Source organism: Micromonospora sp. CPCC 205546, from assembly GCF_036902715.1.
Taxonomy (GTDB): Bacteria; Actinomycetota; Actinomycetes; order Mycobacteriales; family Micromonosporaceae; genus Micromonospora.
In genome coordinates, this window is the sequence record NZ_JBAKHL010000028.1 from 32,727 (window position 1) to 51,441 (window position 18,715).

The following is an 18,715-nucleotide window of genomic DNA, read 5'->3' on the forward strand; positions in this document are numbered from 1 at the left end:
CCTCAGGCGACGGCCTGCCACCAGCCGTCGACGGCCGGCGGGTCGTCCACCACCACCCGCTGGCCGGGGCGGGGCACGGCCAGCCGCACGTCCCGGCCCTTCGCCTCCGCCCAGATCCGGTCCACCGGCTCGGACCAGTCGTGCAGGGCCAGGTTGAACGTGGCCCAGTGCACCGGCACGAGCAGCCCGCCGCGCAGGTCGAGGTGGGCTGCGACGGCCTCCTCCGGGAACATGTGGATGCTCGGCCAGGCCCGGTCGTACGCCCCGATCTGCATCAGCGTGACGTCGAACGGCCCGTGCCGCTCGCCGATCTCGGCGTAGCCGTCGAAGTAGCCGGAGTCGCCGGTGTAGAAGACCTTCCGGTGCGCCCCGGCGACCACCCAGGAACTCCAGAGCGTGCCGTCGCGGCGCAGCCCCCGGCCGGAGAAGTGCTGCGCGGCGGTGGCGGTGATCTCCAGCCCCGCCACCCGGTGGCTCTCCGACCAGTCCAGCTCGACGATCCGCTGCGCCGGCACGCCCCAGCGGTCGAGGTGCGCGCCCACTCCCAGGGGCACCAGAAACGGCGCCGACTGGCCGCCCAGCAGCGCCTGCACGGTCGCCATGTCGAGGTGGTCGTAGTGGTCGTGCGAGATCAGGATCGCGTCCACCGGGGGCAGTTCGTCGAGGCGCACCGGCGGGGCGTGCAGGCGGCGCGGGCCGACCAGGGCCGACGGGGAGCACCGGTCGCTCCACACCGGGTCGAGCAGCACCCGGCGACCCTCGATCTCGATCAGCGCGGAGGCGTGGCCGTACCAGACGACGTTCAGCTCGCGCCCGACGTCGGCGGCCGGGGCGGCGTCCGGGCGCAGCAGCGGCACGGCGGCGCCCGGCCGGCGCTTCTGCTTGCCGAAGATCAGCTCACGGACCAGGCCGCGGTCGGCGACGCCGGGCATCGAGCGGGAGCCGCCCGGGTTGTGGAAGGTGCCGTCACGGAACCGGGGCGAGCGGGCGGCCCGCTGGGCGCGGGCGCCGGTGAGCCGGCCACCGAGTGCCGCCGGCACGTCCCGGGCCACCCAGGCGAGCCCGGCCAGCGCGGCCAGCCCGACCGCACCGCGCAGCCGGCGCCCGAGCGCCGCCTCGAGTCCCGAGCGTTCCGCTGGTGCGCCCATCGCCGTCCCTCCGCCGTGTCCCGCGTCCACGGTAGCCCGACGGTCGAGGCACCGCCGGAAGGTCGGCGGGGCCGCCGCCGTGGCGACCCCGCGCGTCGGGCGCCGTTCAGCCGCCGTTGCTGGGCCGCTGGACGGCCGCCCGGTGGGCGGGGCCGGTGCCGGTGAGGCGGTCGACCGCGGCGAGGAAGCGCCGGCCCATGCGGGCCCGGGCCGCGACGGCGGGATGCGTCGCGCCGTAGTCGTCCGACCCGGCCTGCCCGTCGGCGAAGAGGGCGTACGTCAGCACGGGCGCGCCCGCCGTGTCGAAGATCACCCCGGCCTCGTGCCGGGCGTCGGCGAACCAGCCCGCCTTCGTGGCGACCCGGGCCCGCTCGGTCGAGGACATGACCCGCCGGATCCCGTCGGTGTACGCGACGGGGGCGCGCAGCAGCCGCAGCACGAACGCCGTGCCGGCCGGCGAGAGCAGCGTGCCGGCCACCAGAGCGCGCAGCAGGTCGTGGGTCTCCCGGGGCGTGCTGGTGCCGAGGAAGAACCGGTTGGGGTTGGCCACCGGCTGCACCTGGGTGTTCGGGAAGCCCTTGCCGCGCAGGAGGTCGTTGAGTTCGGCGGCGGGGCAGACCAGACCGCAGAGCCGTACGGCCGTGTCGTCGGAGACGGTCAGCAGGTTGGCCAGCACGTGGCCGAGCGTCACGAAGCTCGGGTAGGCCCCGTCGAGGCTGAACACGCCGTCGCCGCCGGGCACCACGATCGCCTCGGTCACCTCGACCCGCTGGTCGAGCGTCAGCAGCCCCCGGTCGACCTTGTCGAGCACCGCCACGGCCACCGCGACCTTGTTGACGCTGTACGCCTCGATGCGCCGGTCCGGCTCGTCGGACACCGCCACCACCGGGGCGCCGGCCGGGTCGGCGACGCTGACGTACGCCTGCCAGTTGCCCCCCGCTGCCACCGTCTCCCGCTCGTAGATCGCGGCCACCCGGCGGGCGGCCTGCCGGGGCGTCGCCGGAGCCGGCTCGGCGACCTCGGGCGCGGCGGACGCCGGCGCGGCGGCGCCGAGCACCGTGCCCGCCGTGGCCACCGTGGCCACCGTGCCCAGTCCCAGCGCGGTCCTGCGGTTCACCCGGATAGTCAATCGTCTCTCCCGTCGTGGTGGGTCGGCCCACCACCCTAGGCGAAACGATCGACGCCGGTGATCCCGCGCGGGCTTCACGGCAGCCGGCGCCGGACGGCCGCCACGACCGGGCCGGGCAGTTCCCCGACGGCCCGCGCCACCCTGCCCAGGTCAGGCAGCCAGCCGCCGCGCACCGAGGCGGCGGTGGGTTCCGGCGCGAACACCGTGCCGTCGTGCGGCGCGACCGGCCGGTCGGTCAGCCCGAGCAGCCGCATCAACGGCCCGACGAGGGCGTCGTAGACGCCCGGCAGCAGGGTGAAGCCGACCCGCATGACCACGTTGACCCGGCCCACCGACACCTCCCGGCGGGGCCGGTCGGCGCAGTCCACGATGGCCCGCGCCACCCGCTCCGGCGTGGTGACCGGCGGCGGGGGCCGGCCGGTCCGGCCGAGGTGGTTGGCGGCCCGCTGGTAGACCGGGGTGTCCACGCTGCCGGGGTTGACGATGCAGACGTGCACCCCCGGTGTCTCCCGGGCCTCCTGCTGCAACGTGCGGGTCAGCCCCTGCAACCCCCACTTGCTCGCCACGTACCCGCTCATGTACGGCGCCGTGATGTGCCCGAGCACCGATCCGGTGAGGATCAGCGTCCCTGCGCCGTCGGCCCGGAAGCGGCGCAGCGCCACCCGGGCCACCGCGGCGGCGGCGAGCAGGTCGGTGCGTACCACCTGCTCGAAGACCCGCTCCGGGGTCTCCTCGAAGCGGCCGTAGGCCATCACCGCCGCCGTGTGCACCCAGACGTCGATGCCGCCGAACCGGTCGAGCGCCGCCTCGGCGAGCGCCGCCACCGCGCCGTCGGCGGTGATGTCGGTGGGCACCTCCAGCGCCTGTGCGCCCGCGGCCCGGCACTCCGCACCGACGGCGGTGAGCGAGGCGGGGGAGCGGGCCGCGAGCACGAGGCGGTCCCCGCGTCGGGCGAAGGACCGGGCCGCCGCCCGGCCGATCCCGCTGGTCGCGCCGGTCACGACCACCGTCCGGGTCACGGCGCGAGCACGACCTTGACGCAGCCGTCCTCCTTCTTCTGGAACATCTCGTACGCCTGCGGCGCCTGCGCGAGCGGCATCCGGTGGGTACGCAGGTCCTCCACGCCCAGCGGGTCGTCGTCGCCCGAGAGCAGCGGGATGATCTCGTCGGTCCACCGGCGCACGTGGCACTGGCCCATCCGCAGCTGCACGCCCCGGTCGAACATCTCCATCAGGGGCATCGGGTCGACCTCGCCGCCGTAGACGCCGGAGACGGAGACGGTGCCGCCCCGCCGTACGGCCTTGAGCGCGGCCTTGAGCACGACCAGCCGGTCGACGCCCGCCTTGTCGGTCATGGTCTGCGCGAGCTTGTCGGGCAGCAGCCCGGCGGCGGTCTGGGCGAGCTTGCCGAGGGGCGCGCCGTGGGCCTCCATGCCGACGGCGTCGATGACGGCGTCGGGGCCGCGCCCGTCGACCAGGTCGATCAACGCGTCGGGCACGTTGTCCAGCTCGCTGACGTCGAGCACCTCGATGCCGTGCCGGCGGGCCATCGCCAGCCGCTCCGGCACCAGGTCGAGCCCGATGACCCGCTCCGCGCCGAGATGGCGGCCGATGCGGGCGCAGAACTGGCCCACCGGCCCGAGCCCGAAGACGGCGAGGGTGCCGCCGCGCGGGGTGTCCGCGTACTTCACGGCCTGCCAGGCGGTCGGCAGGATGTCGGACAGGTAGAGCCAGCGCTCGTCGGGCCCCGTGTCGGGCACCTTGATCGGGCCGAACTGGGCGTGCGGCACCCGCAGGTACTCCGCCTGCCCACCGGGCACCGAGCCGTAGAGCGAGGTGTAGCCGAACAGCGCGGCACCCTTGCCCTCGGCGGTGACCTGGGTGGTCTCGCACTGCGCGTACAGCTGCCGGTCGCACATCCAGCAGGAGCCGCAGGAGATGTTGAACGGCACCACCACCCGGTCACCGGGCTTGAGCCGGGTCACCCCCGGGCCCACCTCCTCGACGATGCCCATCGGCTCGTGGCCGAGGACGTCACCGGGCTTCAGGTACGGCCCGAGCACCTCGTACAGGTGCAGGTCGGAGCCGCAGACCGCGGTCGAGGTGATCCGGACGACCGCGTCGGTCGGCTCCTCGATCCGCGGATCGGGCACCTCCTCCACCCGTACGTCCCGTTTGCCCTGCCAGGTGAGTGCCTTCATGTCCCGTCGCCCCTCCTCGTGCCGTCCCAGGGTTGCTACCCGCCCCTGCCCACTTGAACCGGTGCCCGGGTGCCGACCGACGGGCCGGGTGCGCGCGCCGGCTGGCGGCGCCCAGGAGGCTCCGGCAGCCGCGCGCGCTGATCCGGCGTGGGGCAACGACGACGACTCGGCCGCCTGTCGAGCTGATGTCGTGGACGACTCAGCTGATGTCGCAGACGATTCAGCTCGACAGGCGCGAGCAGGCGGGCGCGGCGGGCCGGCTGGGGCGCGTCGGGCAGGGCCGACGCGACAGGCGAGCAGGGACCGCGGACCGACGACCGGGGGGTGGTACGGCCAGGGCCGCCGCGTTCGGAAGGACGCGGCGGCCCTGCGCCGACCTCGCCGGCCTGACGTGCGGAGGCTCAGGAACCGGGGATGTCGTCGCCCCGCTTCGAGGTGGCCATCAGGTAGTCGCGGTTCAGTCGGCCGATGGTGTTCAGGGGGATGCCCTTGGGGCAGACCACGGTGCACTCACCGGCGTTGGTGCAGCCGCCGAAGCCGGCCTCGTCGTGCGCGTCGACCATGCCGACGACCCGGGTGTAGCGCTCCGGCTGGCCCTGTGGCAGCAGCGAGAGCTGGGTGACCTTCGCCGCGGTGAAGAGCATGGCCGAGCCGTTCGGGCAGGCGGCCACGCACGCGCCGCAGGCGATGCACTCCGCCGCCTCGAAGGCGGCGTCCGCGTTGGCCTTGGCGACCGGGGTCGAGTGGGCCTCGGGGGCGCTGCCGGTCGGCGCGGTGATGTAGCCGCCGGCCGCGATGATCTTGTCGAAGGCGCCCCGGTTGACCACCAGGTCCTTGATGACGGGGAAGGCCCGGGCCCGCCACGGCTCGATGTCGATCGTGTCGCCGTCGGAGAACTGCCGCATGTGCAGCTGGCAGGCGGTGGTGCCGCGCTGCGGCCCGTGCGCGTCACCGTTGATCATCAGGCCGCACATGCCGCAGATGCCCTCGCGGCAGTCGTGGTCGAACGCCACCGGCTCCTCGCCGGCGAGGATCAGCCGCTCGTTGAGGACGTCGAGCATCTCCAGGAAGGACATGTCCGGGGAGACGTCGTCGACCTTGTAGGTCACCATCCGACCCTTGTCCTCGGGGCCGGACTGGCGCCAGATGCGCAGGGTCAGGTTCACTTGTAGCTCCGCTGCGTGGGGTGGACGTATTCGAAGTTCAGGTCTTCCTTGTGCAGCACCGAGGGCTCGCCGGTGGCGGTGAACTCCCAGGCCGCCACGTACGCGAAGCGGTCGTCGTCGCGCTCCGCCTCGCCGTCGGGCGTCTGGTGCTCGGCCCGGAAGTGGCCGCCGCAGGACTCCTCGCGGTGCAGGGCGTCGATGCACATCAGCTCCGCCAGCTCGAAGAAGTCGGCCACCCGGCCGGCCTTCTCCAGCGACTGGTTGAGGCCCTCGCCGGTGCCCGGCACCCGGACCCGCTGCCAGAACTGCTCGCGCAGGGCACGGATCTCGTCGATCGCCTTGCGCAGCCCGGCCTCGCTGCGCTCCATGCCGCAGTGCTCCCACATGATCTGGCCCAGCTCGCGGTGGAACGAGTCCACGGTCCGGTCGCCGTCGACGGCCAGCAGCCGCTGGATGCGGTCCTCGACGTCGGCGCGGGCCTGCACGGCCGCCGGGTGGGTGGCGTCGACCTTCTCCAGCGGGTTGGACGCCAGGTAGTGGGCGATGGTGTTGGGCAGCACGAAGTAGCCGTCGGCCAGGCCCTGCATCAGTGCCGAGGCGCCGAGCCGGTTCGCGCCGTGGTCGGAGAAGTTCGCCTCGCCGATCACGAACAGACCCGGGACGGACGACTGCAGGTCGTAGTCGACCCAGAGGCCGCCCATCGTGTAGTGCACGGCGGGGTAGATGCGCATCGGCACCTCGTACGGGTCCTCGCCGGTGATCCGCTCGTACATCTCGAAGAGGTTGCCGTACTTGGCCTCGATGGCCTTGCGGCCGAGTCGGCCGATCGCGTCGGCGAAGTCCAGGTAGACGCCGAGGCCCGTCTGGCCGACGCCGCGCCCCTCGTCGCAGACGTTCTTGGCGGCGCGGGAGGCGATGTCGCGGGGGACCAGGTTGCCGAAGGAGGGGTAGATCCGCTCCAGGTAGTAGTCCCGCTCGTCCTCGGGGATGTCCCTCGGGCTGCGGGTGTCGCCCTTGGTCTTCGGCACCCAGACCCGGCCGTCGTTGCGCAGCGACTCGCTCATCAGCGTCAGCTTCGACTGGTGGTCGCCGGAGACCGGGATGCAGGTCGGGTGGATCTGCGTGTAGCAGGGGTTGGCGAAGTACGCGCCCTTGCGGTGGGCCCGCCAGGTGGCCGTGACGTTGCAGCCCTTGGCGTTGGTGGAGAGGTAGAAGACGTTGCCGTAACCGCCGGAGGCGAGCACGACCGCGTCCGCGAACTCGGTGGTGATCTCGCCGGTGACCATGTCCCGGACCACGATGCCGCGGGCCCTGCCGTCGACGACGATCAGCTCCAGCATCTCGTGCCGGGCGTTCATCTCCACGTTGCCGAGGCCGATCTGCCGCTCCAGCGCCTGGTACGCGCCGAGCAGCAGCTGCTGACCCGTCTGGCCCCGGGCGTAGAAGGTGCGCTGCACCTGCGCGCCGCCGAAGGAGCGGGTGTCCAGCAGGCCGCCGTACTCGCGGGCGAACGGGACGCCCTGCGCGACGCACTGGTCGATGATGTTGACCGAGACCTCGGCCAGCCGGTGCACGTTCGACTCCCGGGAACGGAAGTCGCCGCCCTTGACGGTGTCGTAGAAGAGGCGGTGCACCGAGTCGCCGTCGTTGCGGTAGTTCTTGGCGGCGTTGATGCCGCCCTGCGCGGCGATGGAGTGCGCCCGGCGTGGGCTGTCCTGGTAGCAGTAGGTCTTGACCCGGTAGCCCTGCTCGCCGAGCGTGGCGGCGGCTGAGCCGCCGGCCAGGCCGGTGCCGACCACGATCACGGTCATCTTGCGGCGGTTGGCCGGGTTGACCAGCTTGGCCTCGAAGCGGCGGCGTTCCCAGCGGGTCTCGATCGGGCCGTCGGGAGCCTTGGTGTCGGCGATCGGGTCGCCCTCGATGTAGAGATCCATGTCAGGACACCAATCCGGTGAGTACGGCGAACGGAACCACCAGGTAGCCGGCGCAGAGCGCCACGGAGAAGCCGAGGGCCACGGCGCGGGCCCGTCGCTCGCCGCGCGGGCTCTGCTGGCCGAGGCTGCGCAGCGCGCTGAACAGGCCGTGCCGCAGGTGGAAGCCGAGGGTGACGACCGCCAGGGTGTAGAAGAGCGTCACGTACCAACGCTCGGGGGCGAAGTCGGCCACCACGTTGGCGTACGGCCGGCCGGGGTCGCCGACCGGGTTCAGCGTGCCGGTGGTGAGGTCCAGGATGTGGTAGACCACGAAGAGCAGGATGATCACCCCGCCCCAGCGCATGGTGCGGGCCGCGTAGCTGCCCTGCACCTTCTTGCGGTGCGCGTACTGCACCGGGCGGGCGGCGCGGGCGCGCACGGCGAGGACGGTGGCGGCCCAGATGTGGCCGACTGCCGCCACCACCAGGCCGATCCGCATGATCCACAGGAACCACACGCCCGGCAGCAGCGGGGTGCCGATCTCGCGCAGCCAGTGCGCGTAGTGGTCGAACGAGGTCGCCCCCGTGAAGATCTTCAGGTTGCCGAGCATGTGCGCGATCAGGAACGACACCAGGATGATGCCCGTCACCGCCATGACGGCCTTCAGGCCGACGCTGGAACGGATGGGCGACCGAGTTCTCGTGATTACCACACGATCGACGCTAGGAGCACTTGATTCAGTCGTCCAATGCATCGACCTCGCAGTCTTGATAGCTATAGGCTATGTAGATGCAGCTCCATCAGCTGAAGTACTTCGTGGCGGTGGCGGAAGTACGACATTTCACCCAAGCCGCCGACATCGTCGGCATCACCCAGCCTTCGTTGAGTAAGCAAATTCACGCCCTGGAGGACGGCCTCGGCGCCCCCCTGTTCGAGCGGGTAAGGGGCAACATCGCGCTCACCGCGGCCGGCGAGGTGCTGCTGCCACTGGCCAAACGGATCCTGGCCGACGTGGACACCGCGACCCGTGAGGTGCAGGAGCTGGTCGGCCTGCGGCGCGGACGGGTCCGGCTCGGCGCCACGCCCAGCCTCGCCACCTCGCTGGCTCCACCGGTGCTGCGCCGGTTCCGCGACGCCCACCCCACCATCGACCTGCGGGTGGAGGAGAGCGGCTCGCAGGACCTGGTCCGCGGCCTGCTCCGCGGTGACCTCGACCTCGCGCTGATCATCATGCCGGCCCAGGGCACCGACCCCGGGCTGCGCGCCGACCCCATCCTGCGGGAGAGCCTGGTGGTCGCCTCGGTGGAGGAGCTGTCGGTGGCGGGGGGCGCCGACCAGCTACGCGTCACCGACCTGCGTGACCAGCCGATGGTGATGTTCCGCGAGGGCTACGACCTGCGCGACGCCACCCTCCAGGCCTGCCGGGAGGCCGGCTTCGAGCCGACCATCGCCGTCGACGGCGGCGAGATGGACGCGGTGCTGAGCTTCGTCGAGGCCGGGCTCGGCGTCGCGCTGGTCCCCGGGATCGTGGTGGCCCGCCGGCCGGGCGTGCGCGTCACCCGGCTGGCCCCGCCCGGCGTCCGCCGGACCATCGCGGTCGCCCGGCGCCGCGACGTGGTGCCCACCCACGCCGGCCGGGAGCTGCGTCGGATACTGCTGGAGTACGTCCGCGACGCCACCACCGACGGTGACCTGCCGCCGGGCGTCGAGCCGCTCTGAGTCGCCCGCGCGCCCCGGCCGGAGGTACGCGTCGCCGGCGCGCCGGTCCCACCCGGGACGGCCGCCCGTCGCCCTACCTGCCCTCGGCCTCGTCCATCGCCCGGTAGATCCGCTGCTCCGAAACCGGGTACGGGGTGCCCAGCGCCTGGGCGAAGACGTTCACCCGCAGCTCCTCGATCATCCAGCGGATCTGCCGGACCGCCGCCGACTGCCGGCGGCTCGGCGGCAGCGCGGCGAGCATCCCCTGGTACTCCTTCTGCACCACCGCGACCCGGTCCTGCTGCTGCTTGTCGCGCTGCGGGTTGCCCGGCAGCCGGTCCAGCCGCCGCTCGATCGCGGTGAGGTAGCGCAGCAGGTCAGGCAGGCGCGCGTACCCGGTCTCGGTGACGAACCCCTTGTGCACCAGGCCGTTGAGCTGGGCCCGGATGTCGGCCAGCGCGGCCACGACCGCCAGGTTGCGCGTGGCGCCGAGGCGCTGCTCGACCGCGTACGCGGCGGCGAGCACCCGGCGGACGCGGTCCATGATCTCGACCACGGTGTCCACCAGGTCGGCCCGCACCCTCTCCCGCAGGGCGGCGAAGCCCTCGGCGTTCCAGGCCGGCCCGCCCGCGTCGCCGATCAGCTTGTCGATCGCCGCCCCGGCCGCGTCGGAGATCAGCTCCTGCACGCCGCCGTGCGGGTTGCGGCTCAGCGCCAGCTTCGCCTCGTTGCTGAGCCGCCCCTGCAGGAACTTCGCCGGCGACGGCACGGTCAGCCGCAGCAGCCGCCGGGTGCCCGCCCAGTGCGCGGCCTCCTGCTCGGCGGGCGAGTCGAAGACCCGCACCCCGACCGTGTCGCCCTCGTCGACCAGCGCCGGGTACGCGGTCACGGCGTAGCCGGCGCGGACCTGCTCGATGGTGCGCGGCAGCGTGCCGACGCCCCACTCGCGCAGCCCGGTGCGGGCCACGTCCGGCGCGGCGGCGGCCACGACCTGGCGTACCTCCGCCTTGAGCTGGCGTTGCAGGGCCGGCAGGTCCTTGCCCTCGGCGACCGGCTTGTTCTCCTCGTCGAGCACCCGGAAGCGGACCCGCAGGTGCGCCGGAAGCCGCGCGGTGTCCCACGCGTCGCGGGGCACGGTGACGCCGGTCATCCGGCGCAACTGCCGGGTCAGCGCGTCCAGCAGCGGCTCCTCGCCGGCGGGCATCTGCGCCAGCGCCGCGCGGGCGTAGTCCGGCACCGGGACGAAGTTGCGGCGCACCGCCTTGGGCAGCGAGCGGATCAGCGCGATCACCAGTTCCTCGCGCAGCCCGGGCACCTGCCAGTCGAAGCTCTCCGCCGGCACCTGGTTGAGCAGGGGCAGCGGGATGTCGACGGTCACGCCGTCGGTGGGGGTGCCCGGCTCGAACCGGTAGGTCAGCGGCAGGCTCACCCCGTCGGCGGACCACTCGTCGGGGTAGTCGGCCTCGTCGACGCCCACCGGGCCGGCGTTGACCAGCAGTTCCCTGGTGAAGGTGAGCAGGTCGGGCTGCTCCCGGCGGGTCTTCTTCCACCAGGCGTCGAAGTGCCGCCCGGAGACCACGTCGGCCGGGATGCGGGCGTCGTAGAAGTCGAAGACGGTCTGGTCGTCGACGAGGATGTCGCGGCGGCGGGCCCGGTGCTCCAGCTCCTCGATCTCGGCCAGCAGCCGCTGGTTGTCGGCCCAGAACCGGTGGTGGGTCTGCCAGTCGCCCTCGACCAGGGCGTGCCGGATGAACAGCTCGCGGGACAGCGCCGGGTCGATCCGGCCGAAGTTGACCTTGCGCGAGGTGACCAGCGGGATGCCGTAGAGGGTCACCTTCTCGTAGGCCATCACGGCCGCCTGCTTCTTCTCCCAGTGCGGCTCGCTGTAGCTGCGCTTGACCAGGTGCGCCGCGAGGGGCTCCACCCACTCGGGCTCGACGCGGCCGGCGACCCGGCCCCAGAGCCGGGAGGTCTCCACCAGCTCGGCCGCCATCACCCAGCGCGGCGGCTTCCTGAACAGCGCCGAGCCGGGGAAGAGCGCGAACTTGGCGCCCCGGGCGCCCAGGTACTCGTGCTTCTGCGCGTCCTTGAGCCCGACGTGGGACAGCAGGCCGGGCAGCAGCGACTGGTGCACCTTCGGGGTGTCGATCTCCTCCGGCAGGTCCGCGCCGCCCCGGCGCCGGCCGCCGCCGTCGCCCTCGCGCGCCGGTCGCCCCTCCTCGGGGGTACGCAGCACCTGGCGCAGCTGGCTGACGATGTCCTGCCACTCGCGCACCCGCAGGTAGTTGAGGTACTCGGCCTTGCACATCCGCCGGAACGCGCTGGACGACAGCTCACGCTGCTGCTCGCGCAGGTGCCGCCACAGGTTGAGCAGCGACACGAAGTCCGACTCGCGGTCGGTGAACCGGGCGTGCGCCTGGTCGGCCTGGGCCTGCTTCTCGGCGGGCCGCTCGCGGGGATCCTGGATCGACAGCGCGGCGGCGATCACCATCACCTCGGTGGCGCAGCCGTTGCGCTCGCCCTCGACGACCATCCGGGCCAGCCGCGGGTCGACGGGGAGCTGCGCCAGCCGCCGGCCCAGCGGGGTGAGCCGCTTCGCCGGATCGGTCTCGGCCGGGTCGAGCGCGCCGAGCTCCTGCAGCAGGTTGACGCCGTCGGCGACGTTGCGCCGGTCCGGCGGGTCGATGAACGGGAACGCGGCGATGTCGCCCAGCCCGATGGAGGTCATCTGGAGGATGACCGAGGCGAGGTTGGTGCGCAGGATCTCCGGGTCGGTGAACTCCGGGCGGGACAGGAAGTCCTGCTCGTCGTAGAGGCGGATGCAGATGCCGTCCGAGGTGCGCCCGCAGCGCCCCTTGCGCTGGTTGGCCGACGCCTGCGAGACCGGCTCGATCGGCAGCCGCTGCACCTTGAGCCGGCTGCTGTAGCGGGAGATGCGGGCCGTGCCCGGGTCCACCACGTACTTGATGCCGGGCACGGTGAGCGAGGTCTCCGCGACGTTGGTGGCGAGCACCACCCGGCGCCCGGCGTGCGGGGCGAAGACCCGGTGCTGCTCGGCGGTGGAGAGCCGGGCGTACAGCGGCAGGATCTCGGTGCCGCGCAGCGCCGGCTTCTTCTCCACCAGCTTGCCCAGCGCGTCGGCGGTGTCGCGGATCTCCCGCTCGCCGCTGAGGAAGACCAGGACGTCGCCGGGGCCCTCGGCGGCCAGTTCCTCGACGGCGTCGCCGATGGCCTGGACCTGGTCGCGGACGTTCTCCTCGTCCTCGCCGTCCTCCTCGCCCTCGGCGAGGGCGACCAGCGGCCGGTAGCGCACCTCGACCGGGTACGTGCGTCCGGAGACCTCGACCACCGGCGCCAGTACGCCGTCGGGATGCTCGTCGGTGGGCGGCCCCGCGAAGTGCCGGGCGAACCGCCCGGTCTCGATGGTCGCCGAGGTGATGACCACCTTGAGGTCGGGGCGGCGGGGGAGGAGCTGCCGGAGGTAGCCGAGGATGAAGTCGATGTTGAGGCTGCGCTCGTGCGCCTCGTCGATGATCAGCGTGTCGTACTGGCGCAGCATCCGGTCGGTCTGCAACTCGGCGAGCAGGATGCCGTCGGTCATCAGCTTGACCAGGCTGCGGTCGCCCACCTGGTCGGCGAAGCGCACCTTGTAGCCGACCACGTCGCCCAGCTCGGTGCCGAGTTCCTCGGCGATGCGGTCCGCCACCGTACGCGCGGCCAGCCGGCGCGGCTGGGTGTGCCCGATCAGGCCGGTGATGCCGCGCCCCAGCTCCAGGCAGATCTTCGGCAGCTGGGTGGTCTTGCCGGAGCCGGTCTCGCCGGCCACGATCACCACCTGGTGGTCGCGGATCGCGGCGGCGATGTCGTCCTTGCGCTCGCTGACCGGCAGCTGGGCCGGATAGGTGATCACCGGCACGGCGGCGCGCCGGTTCTCGAGCACCGCCTCGGCCCGCGCCACGTCGGCGGCGATCTCGTCGAGCGCCGACCCCCGGCGCTGCGGATCGCGCAGCCGGCGTACCCCGTCCAGGCGCCGTTGCAGGCGCCGCTGGTCGCGGAACATCAGGGGACGGAGGCGGCGGTGCAGCTCGCGGACGGGGTCGGTCGCGGCGGGTGCGGCTGGATTCTGCATGTCGTCGCCAAGGATAGGCAGCCGGCGGCCGAACCGCCCCCGGGTTACCGCCGCACCCGTGCCCGCCCGCCCCGCTCGCGCCGCCCGACGGCGCCCGGCAGGGCCAGCGCGGCGGCGCTCCGCCGGTCTAGAGTGGGGCGCCGACCGACCTTGGCCACGGGGGATGGGATGACGATGCGGGACACCGACCGGGCCCTGGTGCAGGCCGCCACGGCGGTCGCCAAGCTGCGCTGCCGCAGCGAGAACCACACGGTCGCGGCCGCCGCGCGGACCCCCGACGGTCGGGTCTTCACCGGCGTGAACGTCTACCACTTCACCGGCGGCCCCTGCGCCGAGGTGGTCGCGGTCGGGGCCGCCGCCACCCAGGGCGTCACCGAGCTGGAGACGATCGTCGCGGTGGGCGACCGGGGGCGCGGGGTGATCCCGCCCTGCGGGCGCTGCCGGCAGGTGCTGCGCGACTACTTCCCCACCATCCGGGTCATCGTCGGGCCGATGGACGCGCTGCGCGTGGTGCACGTCGCCGAACTGCTGCCGGAGACGTACGTCTGGGCCGACCAGCAGCTCGACGGGCCGACCGGCCCGGTTCCCGCGCCGCGACCGGCCGACTGACGCCCCGTCCCGCCGGCCCGGTCGTAGACCGGCCATGAACTGGCCCAGGTGGGTTTGGGCGCGAGGTCACCGATCGTCGGCACTCGGCCCGCCAGATCTGGGGCTGACTCGATTCTTCTGCACTCCCCGGCGGATCACAATTGGCCGGGCATGGGCCAGTTGCTCCAGTGGGTGTTCGGTGGCAGCGTCGGCCGGTAACGCGTCGGGTCGGCGGCGGCGAGCACCTGCGCCACCTGCTGATACGCCTCGATGTCGCTCGGCCCGACCCGCATCAGGCGTCGCGGCTCATCCGTGGGATGGCGATGGGCCGAGAGGGGTATCAGGACCTCATGGTGCCAGTCTTCCAGGCGCAGCACCTCGGGCAGGTCAGCGGGGACGAGCCGACGCAACTCCGACTCATCGGCCAGCAGCAACTCCCGATGTTCAGGAACCAGCATTCGGAACAGATCCTCATGCTCGACATGTGCTGGTGCGTCGAGGTGGATCTGATGGTTGCGCACCACGATCGGCGCCTGTTGGGACCATTCCTCGTCCTCGTCGAACAGCTCGGCCATGTTGTCGACCCGGGCCAAGTGGCTGTCTCGGGCCGGAGGATCTCCGACGACACAGTTGCCCACGGGATGCAGGACGTCGACGACGTTGCCAGCCCGTGCGTTGTAGCCGACCGTCTCAACCAATAGCACCCAGCGGACGGCGTCGCTGTAGGCGTGCAGCCGAGCGGTGATCAGGTAGTGGTAAGGGTGCTCCAACTGCGCGAATCGATAACTCGCAGCGGCTGCGTCGAGTTCGGCCAGGATGTCGTCAGCGTCCACGTTCGCATGCTACGACCCCTGACGGCACTGCCTACGACCACGAACACCGTGGATGGCGTCAGTCCCCGGCGCCGGGGTCGGGCCGCCGGTCCTCCGACGGTGCCGCCCCGGCCGCGCGCCGTCGGCGCAGGCCGACCAGTGCGGCGGCCGTGAGCCCGAGCGCCACCAGGGCGATCTTGAAACCGGTCCTGCCGAAGGCGAGGTGACCCAGGCCGCTGGTGGCGACGCCGGCCCACCAGCCCGGGTCGAGGAACCGCCCCCGGTCGGCCCGGTACTCCCAGTCGCGCAGCCACCAACCCCACGCCACCAGTCCCAGCGCCACCGCGCCGGCCAGCAGCGCGGCGACCCGGTACCTCCGGCCGCTGCCGCTCCGATCCGCCATGCTCCGACGGTAGCGGCCCCGCCGGGCCCTGCCTCGCCCGGTGCCGCTCGGCGGCCCGACCGACACCGGCCGCCGTCAGTCGCCGGCGGCGGCCTCCAGGACCGATCGGGGCATCGGCACGCTCTCGAACCGTACGATGCCCTCCGGCACCATCCAGCTCATCACCTGCACGCTGAGCCGCCCGGCCCGCACGGCCGGGTCGTTGTGGTAGAGCTCGCGGGCCTCCTGCGGGGAGACGGAGAGCACGACCAGTCCGCGCGTCCGCTCGTCGTCGGCGTCGACGAAGGGCCCCGCGGCCAGCACGAGCCCCTGCTCCACCAGTCCCGCCTGGTGCGCCAGGTGGGCGTCCTGCAGCCGGTCGGCCGCGTCGAGCGGCAGCTCCGGCGCGTCCGGCGGCCGGACGAGGAGCACCACGGTGTGCTGGTCGAATCGCATGCCCACACACTAGGGCGGCCAGGGCCGCCACCCGCCCGGATCCACGCCGTACGCCCTGGTCGGCGCCGCCCGGCCCGACGACGACGGCGGGTCAGGCCGGGTCGGTCGCCCCGTCCCGGCGGGGCGACCTCACGGCTGCCGCCGGGTCATCCGTCACGGACTCGCCGGCGGCGCGCCGCAGCGAGCGGTACCGGCGCAGGTCCTCGCGGGCCGGCCCGCCCCGGCGGATCCGCTCGGCCGGCCGCACCGCCGGCTGGTCCGGCACGCGGGGCGCCTCCCCGCCCTCGGTGACCAGGTCCTCGGTCTCCTGGACCAGGTAGTGGGGCCGGCGCTTGGTCTCGTAGTAGATCCGGCCGATGTACTCCCCGACCACGCCCAGGATCGTCATCTGGATGCCACCGAGACCGATCACGCTGACGATGATGGTGGTGTAGCCGGGCACGTCGATGCCCTTGCTGACGGCGTCCGCCACCACCCAGGCCATGTAGACGACCGCGATGAGGGTGAGGAACAGGCCGCCGTAGATCGCCAGCCGCAGCGGCCGGTTGTTGAACGACAGCAGGCCGTCGAACGCGTAGTTGAACAGCTTGCCGAACGTCCATCTGCTCCGGCCCGCCTGCCGGCTCTCGTTGCGGTGCGCGACCACCACCGTCCGGAACCCGATCCAGGAGAAGAGCCCCTTCGAGAAGCGGTTGTACTCCGGCATCGCCAGCACGGCGTCCACCGCGAGCCGGGACAGCAGCCGGAAGTCGCCCGCCCCGTCCAGCAACCGCACGTCGATCCACCAGTTGACCATCCGGTAGAAGGACCGCGAGGCCAGCATCCGTACGAACCGGTCACCGCGCCGGTCCCGGCGGGCGATCACCTGGTCGAAACCCTGCCGGTAGAGCGCCACCATGTCGGGCAGCAGGCGCGGCGGGTGCTGCAGGTCGGCGTCCATGATCACGACCGCGTCCCCGGTGGCCCGTTCCAGCCCGGCCAGCATCGCCGCCTCCTTGCCGAAGTTGCGGCTCAGCGACGTGTAGCGCACGGTGGGATCGGCGGCGGCGAGCCGGCGCAGCGCCACGAGGGTGCCGTCGGAGCTGCCGTCGTCGACGTACACCACCTCGATCTCGACGTCGGAGAGCTCCGCGACAGCGGCGTTCACGGCCGTGTGCAGCCGCTCCACCGAGGCCTCCTCGTTGAAGCAGGGCACCACCACCGACAGACGCACGCCCGTCACCCCGCCCGGCCCGTGCCGGGGGACGTCCGGTCCGCGCCGCGCCGCCGCGCGCCGGGGCCGTCACAGGCGGTAGACGAGCACACCGTCGATCTCCTCCCGGGTGATGCCCAGCCCGGCGTACGGCCGGTCCGCGATGCCCTGCCACGGGGTGCCCGCCGTCCAGCCCGGCAGGGCCATCACGGATCGCACCCCGATGCCCCGCAGGTACGCCACGCTGCCCGCATCGGGAAACGAGGTCGTCGCGGCCCGGGTCTGCGCCTGGGTGACCGGCTCGAACCCCGCGAGACCGTTCGTCACCCGGGGGAAACCGTCCGTCGTCCACGACATGAAGATCAGGTCGAGCGCGCCGCCGGCGGGCAGCACGAGCATCGGCTCGGCCGCCGTACGCATGGCGGCCGGGGGCGGCGGCACCACCGGATGGGCCGTCCGGTTGACCCCCTCCAGCCCGACCAGGGCCAGCGGCACCAGCAGGAGCACCGGCACCAGGAACCTCGCCGGACCCCGCGACGGCCACCGTCGCACCGCCTCGGCGAACACCGTCACGGCGCCCGCCGCCAGCACCGCCAGCAGCAGGCTGGTCCAGTGCATCATCCGACCCGGCGTCCGCAGCGCGTCCCAGCCCGGCAGGTGCTTCGACAGCGTCAGGTAGCCCGGGTCGCCGTCGCCGCCGAGGGTGACGCCCAGGCCCAGCAGGACCGTGCCGAGCACACCGAGCCCCAGCGCGACCCGGCGCCGGGCCGGATACACCGAGACGAACAGCCCCGCGGCGGCCAGCGCGAGCAGCACGATCCCGGGCAGCAACGCCATCTCCGGCGGCCAGGTCAGCTGTTCCCGGGCCGCCGCGTGCCGCTCGCCCCACCACCACGAGTCCGCCGGGGCGGTGACGAAGCCGATCAGCGGCGGCGAGAACATCTCCGTCCAGGCCAGCGAGCGCTCGGCCTGCGGGTTGAGGTCGACGACCCGCAGGTAGACCAGGCCCAGCAGCAGCGTCACCGCGCCGAAGACGGCCCCGCCGCCCAGGTCGGCGACCAGCAGCCGCCGGCCGAACGGAGGGCGTCGCCCGTGCCGCCACCACGACCAGCCGTAGCCGCCGGCCCCGACCAGCACCGCCGCCAGCAGGAAGTAGACCAGTGGCAGCCCGATGCCGAAGCCCAGGCTGATCTGCCAGGCGGCGACGAGCCACCCCGCCAGGGCCCAGCCCGGTCGTCGCCGCTCCGGTCGGTAGCCGTGCCGCAGCGACCAGCCGTGCCCGCGGGCCAGCATCGCCAGGCACAGCGCGATCCCGCCGCTGGAGAGGATGTTCAGGTGCCCGGCGTGCGCCAGCCGCCACGGCGCGTACGCCCACGCGACCCCGGCGACCGCCCCGCCCAGCCGGCCCGCCCCGAGTTGCCGGGCCAGCGCGTACGCCCCGACGAAGGCCAGCGCGTGCACCAGCACGTACGTCACGTTGTATCGGACCAGGGCGGCCTCGAAGCCGGAGCCGATCATCCCGAGCGGGGCGTAGCCGAGCAGGGTGTCGCTGTAGGCGTACGTGTGGGTCTCGGGGAAGAACGTGTTCGAGTGCCACAGGCCGGCCGGGTTGGTGAGCACGGCATGCCCCGCCCAGGCCATCTGCCACGCCTGCAGGGTGGGGTCGCCGATGTCGCCGGGGATCGTGCTCGCCGGATGCCGCATGGTCGGCCAGGTCAGCACCACCGCCAGCAGCAGCCCGCCGAGCACCGCCAGCGTCCATTCGTGCCGCAGCCACCACCACCGCTCCCGTCGGCCGGGGTCCCCGTCGGCGGGGACGTCGTCGGCGGGATCGGCGCAAGTTCGGGCGTCCGTGGACCCGGTGGTCATGAAGATAGATGATTCACGATGTTGGTCGTCGTG

Annotated in this window: 15 protein-coding genes; 2 read left to right on the plus strand and 13 right to left on the minus strand. The window is 73.1% G+C overall.

Features of this window, described 5'->3' with window-relative positions; all coding sequences use genetic code 11:
* Window positions 1-2 precede the first annotated feature (2 nt).
* The 7 genes from V6U77_RS15615 to V6U77_RS15645 all read right to left on the minus strand — a co-directional run bounded on the left by V6U77_RS15615 (window position 3) and on the right by V6U77_RS15645 (window position 8,262).
* Window positions 3-1,148, minus strand: a complete 1,146-nt coding sequence (locus V6U77_RS15615; protein WP_334607050.1) for an MBL fold metallo-hydrolase — start codon at window positions 1,146-1,148, stop codon at window positions 3-5.
* A 106-nt stretch (window positions 1,149-1,254) separates the two neighbouring features.
* Entirely contained in the window at window positions 1,255-2,265 is a 1,011-nt protein-coding gene (locus V6U77_RS15620; RefSeq protein WP_334607051.1) for a serine hydrolase, read from the minus strand.
* Between the two features lie 86 nt (window positions 2,266-2,351).
* Window positions 2,352-3,296, minus strand: a complete 945-nt coding sequence (locus tag V6U77_RS15625; RefSeq protein ID WP_334607052.1) for an SDR family NAD(P)-dependent oxidoreductase — start codon at window positions 3,294-3,296, stop codon at window positions 2,352-2,354.
* The gene (locus V6U77_RS15630) at window positions 3,293-4,477 is read right to left on the minus strand and encodes a zinc-dependent alcohol dehydrogenase (protein ID WP_334607053.1); all 1,185 of its coding nucleotides are present in this window, start codon (window positions 4,475-4,477) and stop codon (window positions 3,293-3,295) included. Before V6U77_RS15630 ends, V6U77_RS15625 begins: the two co-directional genes overlap by 4 nt.
* A 401-nt stretch (window positions 4,478-4,878) precedes the next feature.
* The gene (locus V6U77_RS15635) at window positions 4,879-5,643 is read right to left on the minus strand and encodes a succinate dehydrogenase/fumarate reductase iron-sulfur subunit (protein WP_334607054.1); all 765 of its coding nucleotides are present in this window, start codon (window positions 5,641-5,643) and stop codon (window positions 4,879-4,881) included.
* Complete coding sequence (locus V6U77_RS15640) at window positions 5,640-7,577, minus strand: fumarate reductase/succinate dehydrogenase flavoprotein subunit (RefSeq protein WP_334607055.1); 1,938 nt, start codon at window positions 7,575-7,577, stop codon at window positions 5,640-5,642. Before V6U77_RS15640 ends, V6U77_RS15635 begins: the two co-directional genes overlap by 4 nt.
* Window position 7,578: 1 nt before the next feature.
* On the minus strand, window positions 7,579-8,262 hold the full coding sequence (locus V6U77_RS15645) for a succinate dehydrogenase cytochrome b subunit (protein ID WP_334607091.1): 684 nt from the start codon (window positions 8,260-8,262) through the stop codon (window positions 7,579-7,581).
* Between the two features lie 83 nt (window positions 8,263-8,345).
* Between V6U77_RS15645 and V6U77_RS15650 the strand changes: the two genes are divergently transcribed.
* Entirely contained in the window at window positions 8,346-9,275 is a 930-nt protein-coding gene (locus V6U77_RS15650; RefSeq protein ID WP_334607056.1) for a LysR family transcriptional regulator, read from the plus strand.
* 73 nt (window positions 9,276-9,348) lie between these two features.
* Here V6U77_RS15650 and hrpA read toward each other — a convergent pair whose 3' ends face one another.
* Window positions 9,349-13,383: an ATP-dependent RNA helicase HrpA gene (gene hrpA / locus V6U77_RS15655; protein ID WP_334607057.1), complete on the minus strand. Its 4,035-nt coding sequence runs from the start codon at window positions 13,381-13,383 to the stop codon at window positions 9,349-9,351.
* Window positions 13,384-13,551: 168 nt separating this feature from the next.
* Here hrpA and V6U77_RS15660 point away from each other — a divergent pair, with 168 nt between their 5' ends.
* On the plus strand, window positions 13,552-13,992 hold the full coding sequence (locus V6U77_RS15660) for a cytidine deaminase (RefSeq protein WP_334607058.1): 441 nt from the start codon (window positions 13,552-13,554) through the stop codon (window positions 13,990-13,992).
* A 134-nt stretch (window positions 13,993-14,126) separates the two neighbouring features.
* Here V6U77_RS15660 and V6U77_RS15665 read toward each other — a convergent pair whose 3' ends face one another.
* The 5 genes from V6U77_RS15665 to V6U77_RS15685 form a co-directional block, all read right to left on the minus strand.
* Window positions 14,127-14,804 carry a DUF7003 family protein gene (locus V6U77_RS15665; RefSeq protein ID WP_334607059.1) on the minus strand — a complete coding sequence of 226 codons (678 nt, stop codon included), beginning with the start codon at window positions 14,802-14,804 and terminating at the stop codon, window positions 14,127-14,129.
* Window positions 14,805-14,862: 58 nt separating this feature from the next.
* Window positions 14,863-15,186 (minus strand): hypothetical protein, encoded by a 324-nt coding sequence (locus tag V6U77_RS15670; RefSeq protein WP_334607060.1) that lies wholly within the window; start codon window positions 15,184-15,186, stop codon window positions 14,863-14,865.
* Window positions 15,187-15,261: 75 nt separating this feature from the next.
* A complete protein-coding gene (locus tag V6U77_RS15675; RefSeq protein ID WP_334607061.1) occupies window positions 15,262-15,621 on the minus strand; it encodes a YciI family protein in 360 nt (119 codons plus the stop codon).
* Between the two features lie 91 nt (window positions 15,622-15,712).
* Complete coding sequence (locus tag V6U77_RS15680; RefSeq protein ID WP_334607062.1) at window positions 15,713-16,843, minus strand: glycosyltransferase family 2 protein; 1,131 nt, start codon at window positions 16,841-16,843, stop codon at window positions 15,713-15,715.
* Window positions 16,844-16,903: 60 nt separating this feature from the next.
* Window positions 16,904-18,682 carry a hypothetical protein gene (locus V6U77_RS15685; protein WP_334607063.1) on the minus strand — a complete coding sequence of 593 codons (1,779 nt, stop codon included), beginning with the start codon at window positions 18,680-18,682 and terminating at the stop codon, window positions 16,904-16,906.
* Window positions 18,683-18,715: the final 33 nt, after the last annotated feature.